The 6580-nt window shown below is 43.1% G+C and carries 9 protein-coding genes; 4 read left to right on the top strand and 5 right to left on the bottom strand.

Annotation, left to right across the window (positions count from 1 at the left end):
• On the top strand, positions 1 to 592 hold a 592-nt coding region (locus QL982_RS01770; RefSeq protein ID WP_290190133.1), incomplete at its 5' end, for a hypothetical protein.
• 369 nt (positions 593 to 961) lie between these two features.
• Here QL982_RS01770 and tdh read toward each other — a convergent pair.
• Complete coding sequence (gene tdh / locus QL982_RS01765) at positions 962 to 1987, bottom strand: L-threonine 3-dehydrogenase (protein ID WP_290163675.1); 1026 nt, start codon at positions 1985 to 1987, stop codon at positions 962 to 964.
• Positions 1988 to 2052: 65 nt separating this feature from the next.
• Entirely contained in the window at positions 2053 to 3243 is a 1191-nt protein-coding gene (gene kbl / locus QL982_RS01760) for a glycine C-acetyltransferase (RefSeq protein WP_290163672.1), read from the bottom strand.
• A gap of 248 nt (positions 3244 to 3491) precedes the next feature.
• Between kbl and QL982_RS01755 the strand changes: the two genes are divergently transcribed.
• The 3 genes from QL982_RS01755 (at position 3492) to QL982_RS01745 (ending at position 4507) form a co-directional block, all read left to right on the top strand.
• Positions 3492 to 3674: a phosphoribosylformylglycinamidine synthase subunit PurQ gene (locus QL982_RS01755; protein ID WP_290163670.1), complete on the top strand. Its 183-nt coding sequence runs from the start codon at positions 3492 to 3494 to the stop codon at positions 3672 to 3674.
• A gap of 278 nt (positions 3675 to 3952) precedes the next feature.
• Positions 3953 to 4351: an ACT domain-containing protein gene (locus QL982_RS01750; protein ID WP_290163668.1), complete on the top strand. Its 399-nt coding sequence runs from the start codon at positions 3953 to 3955 to the stop codon at positions 4349 to 4351.
• Positions 4352 to 4366: 15 nt separating this feature from the next.
• Positions 4367 to 4507, top strand: a complete 141-nt coding sequence (locus QL982_RS01745) for a hypothetical protein (RefSeq protein WP_290190132.1) — start codon at positions 4367 to 4369, stop codon at positions 4505 to 4507.
• 64 nt (positions 4508 to 4571) lie between these two features.
• Here the strand turns inward: QL982_RS01745 and QL982_RS01740 are convergent, their stop codons facing one another.
• From QL982_RS01740 to QL982_RS01730, 3 genes are read right to left on the bottom strand one after another with little or no spacing between them, the layout of a single operon-like run.
• Entirely contained in the window at positions 4572 to 4769 is a 198-nt protein-coding gene (locus QL982_RS01740; RefSeq protein ID WP_290163666.1) for a hypothetical protein, read from the bottom strand.
• Between the two features lie 21 nt (positions 4770 to 4790).
• Positions 4791 to 5537: a pyridoxine 5'-phosphate synthase gene (locus tag QL982_RS01735; RefSeq protein ID WP_290163664.1), complete on the bottom strand. Its 747-nt coding sequence runs from the start codon at positions 5535 to 5537 to the stop codon at positions 4791 to 4793.
• Between the two features lie 44 nt (positions 5538 to 5581).
• The gene (locus QL982_RS01730; RefSeq protein WP_290163661.1) at positions 5582 to 6457 is read right to left on the bottom strand and encodes an N-acetylmuramoyl-L-alanine amidase; all 876 of its coding nucleotides are present in this window, start codon (positions 6455 to 6457) and stop codon (positions 5582 to 5584) included.
• Positions 6458 to 6580 lie beyond the last annotated feature (123 nt).

Genomic DNA, 6580 nt, shown 5'->3' with positions numbered 1-6580 from the left:
CATAGTAAATTGGTTTATAGAAGCCATTTCATTATGCATTTATGACTCTGCTTTCAGCATCATAGCGTGGTTAAATAAAAAAATCTTTAGTATTGAGTTTTTTGATGAAAATCCTATTTATTTTCATGGAATTGTAGTTGCTTTTTTTTCATGGATTATTTGCGAAGGACAGAGAAACCCAAATACCTCAGAAGATGATTATAAGGCACTTATGGGCTTAGATGGTGTCCTCAATATAGTTATTCACGCTATGCAAAAAGATTCTTTCGTTAAGGTTTCTCTAAAATCTCGAAAAGTGTATATCGGTTTTGTAGTAAGTGAGCAATTTAATAATGTGGATTTAGAGAATATCATGATCATTCCGTTTCTAAGTGGATATAGAGATAAGGATACGCTCACACTGATCACTAATTGTAATTACATGCCTATGTATGAAAAAAATCAATTTCTAGATACCAACTATAAGGTAAATTCCGATAAAGTTGATGATCTGAAAATGCTTATTAGAGTTAACGAAATTGAAACTATATCCCTCTTTGACCCGCTTTATTATGAAGATTTTGAGGCCACTGATGTCTCTCAAACAGCATAATCAGGACTTCTTTTCATACTAGTTCAACAAGGCGATTTACGTTACTATTTTGGTAAAATACCGAAATTATATCTAAAAACCACTTCTCCTCCAAACCCTTCCTTGCTTCCGCAATCAACTCATGAATCTTAGCACTTTTCCTTAACACGCAAGCATTAAATGCAGAAAGAGTTTCAGATTTCTATTTTCCTGATCTTGCTTGGCTTTTTCTACTAAATACTTTTCAAGTTTATCTGCTTCAGAAACGCCCATAGTTTATCCTCCATATGATTTTTACCACATAAAAAACGGCACTGAAATCAGTGCCGTTTTATCAGTCGTGATAATTTAAACCCTAACCACGACTCATCAAATGCTGAATCGCCAAAATTAATCCCAGCTTAAAATTACCTTACCGCATTGCCCACTTTCCATGATATCAAAGCCTTCTTGGAAGTCATCAATGTGCATGCGATGGGTAACGATGGGCGACAGATCAATACCGCTAATCAGCATTTGCTCCATCTGATACCACGTCTCCCACATCTCGCGGCCATAGATACCTTTTAGGGTTAACGCCTTGAAGATAATCTTGCTCCAATCCACCGTGGTGGTGTTAGGTAAAATACCCAAGAGCGCAATTTTAGAGCCGTTATACATATTGCTAATCATCGAATCAAAGGCCTGAGGCGAGCCTGACATCTCAAGCCCAATATCAAAGCCATGCATTTTTAACTCAGCAATAGCGCCTTCGATGGTTTCACCTTTGGCTGGGTTGATGGTCATCGTCGCGCCCATTTTTTTGGCAAGCTCTAAGCGATAATCACTGATATCACTGACCACAATATTACGTGCCCCTGCAAAGCGGCAAATCGCCGTTGCCATTGAGCCAATCAGTCCCGCACCCGTAACCAGTACATCTTCACCAAGGACAGGAAATGATAAAGCGGTGTGAGTGGCATTGCCAAAGGGGTCCATAATGGCGGCCATCTCATCGCTGATACGCTCATCGAGTTTGATGGCATTATCGGCAGGTATCACCAAATATTCGGCAAACGAGCCATCGCGGTCAACGCCCACGCCTATGGTGTTTTCGCACACATGTAGCTTGCCACGGCGGCAGTTACGGCAATGCCCGCACGCGATATGGCCTTCGCCTGTGACGCGGTCACCCACTTCAAAATGCTTCACACCATCGCCCACTTCACTAATGATACCGACGTATTCATGTCCGATAATCATTGGCGTCTTGATGGTTCTTTCTGACCACTCATCCCATTTGTAAATGTGCAAATCTGTCCCACAAATGGCGGTTTTTTTAATTTTGATTTTAACGTCATTGATGCCGACTGTTGGTTCTGGCATGTCTTGCATCCAGATGCCTTTTTTGGCATGGGCTTTAACCAGTGCTTTCATATTTTTCTCTTATTTAGTTGTGTTGTACTTAATTATTGAATTCAGCGAGTAAATCCGAACGACGCTTAATCAATCACCTTCATTTGCTTGGCGACTTTGATAAAAGCGGCGATACACTGGTCGAGCTGCTCGCGAGTATGAGCGGCAGAGAGCTGGACACGAATGCGAGCCTCGTTTTTGGGTACGACAGGATAGAAGAAACCAATCACATAAATGCCTTCTTCAAGCAGTGCGTTTGCCATTTGCTGCGAGACATTGGCGTCATAAAGCATCACCGCACAAATGGCCGATTCAGTAGGCTTGATATCGAAGCCTGCATCTTGCATTTGCTTCACAAAATAGGCGGTATTTTCATGCAATTGGTCTTGTAAGGTATTGTCTTGTGACAGCATCTCAAACGCTTTTACCCCAGCGGCCGCCACCATAGGAGGAATAGAGTTGGAAAACAGATACGGGCGTGAGCGTTGACGCAGCATCTCAATCATTTCTTTTTTACCTGTCGTAAAGCCGCCAATAGCACCGCCGAACGCCTTGCCTAAAGTACCCGTGATCAGCTCAATGTCACCACGTAGATCAAACAATTCAGTCACGCCGCCACCAGTGCGACCGACCACGCCTGCTGAATGCGATTCGTCAATCATTACCATGGCATCATATTTTTGTGCCAACGCATAAATCTCATCCATTGGCGCCACATTACCGTCCATCGAAAACACACCATCGGTGACGATCAAACGAAAACGCTGAGCTTGCGCCGCTTGTAATTGAGTCTCTAAATCTTGCATATCCGCATTGGCGTAGCGATAACGCGCAGCTTTACACAGGCGCACACCGTCGATGATTGAAGCATGATTTAACGAATCAGAAATAATCGCATCTTCATTGGTCAGTAATGGCTCAAAGGCACCGCCATTGGCATCGAAACAGGCCGCATAAAGAATCGTATCTTCGGTATTAAAAAACTTAGAAATTGACGCTTCTAATTGCTTATGCAAATCTTGCGTACCACAAATAAAACGCACCGATGACATACCATAACCTGAGTTTTCGATGGCCTCTATAGCCGCCTTTTTAATCTCAGGGTGGTCAGACAGTCCAAGGTAATTATTGGCGCAGAAGTTAAGCACTTCACGGCCATCGGCGATCTTGATGAGCGCATCTTGCGGGGAGGTGATAATGCGCTCGGTCTTATATAGTCCTGCCGAGCGTATATCGCTGATTTCTTGTTGTAGATGCTTTTGAAAGTCCTGATACATAAAGATTCCTTTTTTAATATATGGGCGTCTGCTTGATCATGCAGGTATGGGGACTGCTAATAGGATCAAACTATCAAAGCCGTGCAGCTTCCTAGCCTTCAGTAAAACTAACGATGCGGGAAGCCAACGAGATGGTGCGAGCAGTGATACTATCTATAACCCTGTGAGCGGTGATTTTATCATTAGCCTATCGCAATGAGTAGCCTAAATAGCTGGTGGATAGGACTATTTTTGAAACTATATAGGGTGTGTTGCGTCGCACCTATACAAACGTCTGGACTCTGGTTGAGTACCTAGCAGATTATCCAATTGAGACGTATCCGCTCAATCCAAATGGTTCTGTCGGCGGTGTCACAGATCTATGTAGCATCGATGGTCGTGTCGCTATCATGAGGCCACATCCTGAGTGCCATTTAAAAGCATATAGCTGAAAATGGGAGGAGTGGGACGAGGATGGCGCGTGGATGCGTATGTTCCGCAATGCCCGAGCTTGGTTGCGCTAGTCGCTACTCAAACCTCTAGTAATTGCTGATAGTTTTAGACAGCTGTTTTTTAAAATAAGAAGGTGGGCTTCGGCTCACCTTTTTGGTGTTTACGATTTGAGTGTTTGGAAATAAAGGCTAGCGTTTATAGCGTACTTTCACGAGTATAGACAATGAGACACATGCTAAAATTACGGTCAACAAAGATTAAAATAAGGAAGAATAAAATGTCAGGAATTACAGATCTCAATGAGCTATTGAGTTCGATGCAGCCAGCACTGGTTGATGAGTTGTTTGTGTTTTGTACTGTAAAAGGAGAACTAGCAGAATACGTAAATTTAGCACCAATCGCGACGTTTATGGAGACAGAGGGGTTGACTCTGGTTTTGACAAAAGACAATGCTGATGAGGTGGGTTTGCATTACGAGGGTGTGTTTCGGCAAATTACTTTGACAGTTCATTCAAGTCTAGAAGCGGTAGGTCTAACCGCAGCCGTGTCAACCAAATTGACCTCAAAAGGTATCAGTGCCAATGTGATCGCTGCCTATTATCATGACCATATATTTGTGTCGAATGATAAGGCGGAGCATGCGCTATTGGCGTTAAAAGAGCTGAGTAATGAATAGGTATTTTATAAGTAAGTGAGCTATTTCCCGCCTTCCACTTGTATCTGCCAGTCTGGGCGCGGCGCTGGCTACGGTTTGGGTCGTCGCTTGCTTCGCGTCACCACCCCAAAACCTAGCCATCGCAACTTGCACAAACCATCAGGATACCGCTTTTAGAACGCCAAACCAGGTGTTCTATAATATTATTTAGCGTTGCACTTGGTGTGTTAATCTAGGTATTTTAATAAGACGGTTCATCCTCTGAACGCTTCTTAGCCTCAGCAATCAACTCATGAATCTTAGCACTTTCCTTTAGCACACAAGCATCATAAGCAGAAAGCGGTTTCGCTTCCTGCTCATTTTCTTGCGCTTGTTTGGCTTTTTCTTCTAGATATTTCTCAAGCTCGTCTTGTTGATCTTCACGTGTTAAGTCACTCATATCGACTCCTTCTAACGCTTTTTACTCACATATCGCCAAATACTGACGCACCACATTATCCATGCCTTGCTCTAGTGATTCAATCGTAAACGCATGACCGATAGACACCTCAGCAATATCACTAAGCGCGAGCAAGTCAGCCAAATTATCCAAATTCAAATCATGACCCGCATTGACGCGGATACCGTTTTGATTGGCTAGGGTGATACAGTCGCTAAAGCGTTGCTTGACCTCATCGAATTCAACATTGTCATCGCTCTTACCATTACTGTAAGCGCGCGCCCATTCTTCGGTATACATCTCGATCGTCTGTACATCACTTTCGATGACTGCTTTGATTTGTTCGATATCAGGGTCGATGAATACCGCACAGCGCGTACCGAACGTTTCTAGCTCTTTGCTCAACGTTGATAAAAATTCATGATGGGTGATGATATCAAAGCCATGATCCGAGGTCAGCTGATCGTCACTGTCTGGCACGAGCGTACATTGATGCGGTTTTACCTCACGGATAATCTTTAAAAACTGCTCATTTGGGTTGCCTTCGATATTGAACTCAATCTCTGGATAGTCCTTTAAGAATGCACTGATATCATAGACATCTTGGTATCTGATATGGCGCTCATCGGGTCTCGGATGTACGGTAAAGCCTTTGACACCTAGGTCAATCAGCTTTTTCACAAAATACAATAAGTTAGGGTAGTCAGTACCGCGAGAGTTACGGATTAAAGCCAATTTATTCAAATTTACGCTAAACAATGTGCTCATAAAATTCCTTGTACAGCTCGTTTATTATTGATGATATGAAAGGGTTAATAAAAATCATTGGTATTAGCATACTTCTTATTCAATGCCTTTAAAATAGCATAAGTCTCTAAATCTATTTCGCCCGTTGGATTGAGGGGTCGAAAGTGTAGCTGAAACGCATAGATGACATCGCGACTGGCTTTGTCCCACTCGTCACTATTATTGATTTGATAGCCATAATCACGAAACTGCTGCTTAATCTCAGGTATCGTTGCCGTTGCAAATGCGTTTATATCCATAAAAGCAAGCTTATCAGCATCATCATACCAAGCGCCGATGCCATATTGCTTATACAGCTGCTGCCACGGGAATTTGGCACCGGGGTCTATCTTACGTGAGGGTGCCATATCAGAATGACCGATGATATTCTTTGGTGAGATGTCATATCTGGCGGTGATATCTTGTACCAGCTCCGCGACCTTTTTAATCTGCAACTCATCAAAAGCGAGATAATGGTCATAAGGATGATACGCCAGCTGGCCGTCTTTTAATGCATTTTGATACTCAGGCGCAATTCCTGCATTGACGATTTCTATGCCGATAGAAGTATCGTTTAATATCGTCCGTCCTGCAAAGCCACCGTCACCCGCATGCCAAGCGCGTTCATTTTCTGGTACTAAATTATAAATTTTATCATCGTCATTATCTAAAATAAGATAATGGGCGCTGACCTTGCCTGTGGTCAGTGTGTTGATAGATCGGTCATTGTCTGAGACCGTATAGTGCAGGACGATGGTTTTTATGCGTTCGCTTTTGCCAGTGGCTTGGTAGGTTTTGCTATCTACGATGTAGCTCTTGGTGGTCGCGACGGGAGAGGTCGTGGTGACGCAGCCAATTAAAGGCAGTGTTAGGCCAAACGCTAAGAATATGTTTTTTACCATGAAATGCTTTCTCTGTGAGCTGATGTTAGGGTTGTCCCTGCCCTATATAAGCAGTGGGTCACAAAACCAGTTAAGGTATAAGACTTATCGTTGTCTCACACCTTGTTTGGAATAATGTTAGCG

Source organism: Psychrobacter sp. 5A.1, from assembly GCF_030407455.1.
GTDB lineage: Bacteria > Pseudomonadota > Gammaproteobacteria > Pseudomonadales > Moraxellaceae > Psychrobacter.
This window is presented reverse-complemented; position numbering and strand designations above follow the sequence as displayed.

What these genes read in the sequence shown, in the direction of transcription:
- QL982_RS01750 (WP_290163668.1), top strand. Translation starts at nt 3,953, where the DNA reads ATGTCAGGAATTACAGATCTCAATGAGCTATTGAGTTCGATGCAGCCA.
- QL982_RS01730 (WP_290163661.1), bottom strand. Translation starts at nt 6,457, where the DNA reads ATGGTAAAAAACATATTCTTAGCGTTTGGCCTAACACTGCCTTTAATT.
- kbl (WP_290163672.1), bottom strand. Translation starts at nt 3,243, where the DNA reads ATGTATCAGGACTTTCAAAAGCATCTACAACAAGAAATCAGCGATATA.
- tdh (WP_290163675.1), bottom strand. Translation starts at nt 1,987, where the DNA reads ATGAAAGCACTGGTTAAAGCCCATGCCAAAAAAGGCATCTGGATGCAA.
- QL982_RS01740 (WP_290163666.1), bottom strand. Translation starts at nt 4,769, where the DNA reads ATGAGTGACTTAACACGTGAAGATCAACAAGACGAGCTTGAGAAATAT.
- QL982_RS01735 (WP_290163664.1), bottom strand. Translation starts at nt 5,537, where the DNA reads ATGAGCACATTGTTTAGCGTAAATTTGAATAAATTGGCTTTAATCCGT.